General features: G+C 36.3%; 4 protein-coding genes. All 4 read left to right on the top strand.

Annotated features, from left to right (window positions below):
* A partial coding sequence (locus tag ACECE_RS27175) for a hypothetical protein (RefSeq protein ID WP_010681104.1) occupies positions 1 to 397 on the top strand: 397 nt, incomplete at its 5' end.
* A gap of 14 nt (positions 398 to 411) precedes the next feature.
* A complete protein-coding gene (locus ACECE_RS31055; RefSeq protein WP_162862517.1) occupies positions 412 to 588 on the top strand; it encodes a hypothetical protein in 177 nt (58 codons plus the stop codon).
* 229 nt (positions 589 to 817) lie between these two features.
* Positions 818 to 976 carry a hypothetical protein gene (locus tag ACECE_RS32585; RefSeq protein WP_162862516.1) on the top strand — a complete coding sequence of 53 codons (159 nt, stop codon included), beginning with the start codon at positions 818 to 820 and terminating at the stop codon, positions 974 to 976.
* A 50-nt stretch (positions 977 to 1,026) separates the two neighbouring features.
* Positions 1,027 to 1,708, top strand: a 682-nt coding sequence (locus ACECE_RS30595) for an amidohydrolase family protein (RefSeq protein WP_010681103.1), incomplete at its 3' end; no start/stop codon positions are given.

Genomic DNA, 1,708 nt, shown 5'->3' with positions numbered 1-1,708 from the left:
CGGTTTGAGAGATGATAAGCCTGTATCACTCATTCAAGTATGTGGTGTGAGCCAGCTGAACTTCTTTACGGACAAAAATGATAATCCTGTCATTGAAAAAATTTCGGGAACACACAATGATTATGCTGAGGAGGATTTCTATATGATTGATAAGAACGAGACATTAATAACGCTTGACAAACTTTACACACATGGCAAAATCAATGATTACAATAAACCGGACGACATTTCATATAGCCACATGAAGGATATCAATGGTAAGGAAGTAAGCATTACCGAACAAGAATATCTAGCACTAATGCAAAAATATGGTTCTGTGGGGTATCTTAATAATACTGGTGATTTTAAGGCAAACGAAATTGTCATTAATTCATGGAAATTATTGTCCATGTACTAAAGCAAAGGTAAGATGTGAACACAATGGACAGTTCGACCACTGAAAAAGGCATAGTTTGTTTAAGCCAGTACCTCTACATTAAAGTTTACAGATATTTTAACAAAATCAAAGCAACAACAGGAATTGTCGGTTTAACAACTTTAGTAGTTAAGGGGCAATTCTTTCGATTGGATAAAGTTGTTACAGAATAATGTACTGACTAGCCGAAATAATTAAAAATCTTGCAAGAATGTATAAAATGGTTGATTCCCAAAAAGTAAGAAAAACTTTTTGGGAGACAACCATAAAATATATACTGCACTTAACGAATGTATATATATGACAGTCTAGCTTAGCCCGTAGCTACCAAAATAGTTACCGGGCTTTATTTTGTATTAATTTATAAAAAGTAAGCGGTAAACAGGTTCTTTCCAGAGTTAGTTGAATTGGTGCATTTTTTTCGAGCCGGAGGGTCTTGACATTCTACACGTGTTTCATGACACCTACTATATAGACGGAACATTAAAGGAACAGAACCTTGGAGGCTATGTAACAACGCATCTGGAAAACTCAAAAGGGTATGTGATCCAAACGGAATAGGAGTAGCATCAAAGACTGAAACTTATGAGTATACACCCACAGGAGAGCTGATGGAAAAGCTCGACAGGAATGGGAAAAATACAACTTATGAATATGATTGCCATGGAAGGATGATAAGCCAGTTTACAGGCGATAGCAGCACATATGTACAGATAACAGTGCCGAATGAATCAACTGACATGGGATATGACGGAAACGGAAATCTCAAAAAGATAATAGTTGAGACAAAGGAAAATGGGGTTTTAAAGAGCAGAGTCACAACGCAGAGAATCTACGATGAACTGAACAGGGTAAAAACAAAGACAGAAACATCAGTAGATGCAAACAACAATACAATAGTCATGGGTCAGTTGGCAAAACGTGCGAAGATTGAGGCAAGGCTTGATGGAACTGTTAATAACATAAAGGAGTCTATGAAAAAGGCTGGTATTGATAAATCAGTTGTCCTTTCCATAGCAACAAAACCTTCACAAACAGAAAAAATAAATACATGGTCATCCTGCATACAGGATGATAGTATTGTAGCTTTTGGAAGTGTTCACCCTGAAAATGAGAATTGGAAGGATGAACTTTTAAGACTGAAGGAAATGGGTATAAAAGGTATTAAACTACACCCTGATTACCAGAAATTTTTTGTTGATGATAAAAAAATGTATCCGATATATGAATTGGCTGTTGATCTCGGACTTGTAATATTATTTCACGCCGGGATGGATATAGGGCTCCCTTATC

The organism is Acetivibrio cellulolyticus CD2 (assembly GCF_000179595.2).
Lineage (GTDB): Bacteria > Bacillota > Clostridia > Acetivibrionales > Acetivibrionaceae > Acetivibrio > Acetivibrio cellulolyticus.
This window is presented reverse-complemented; position numbering and strand designations above follow the sequence as displayed.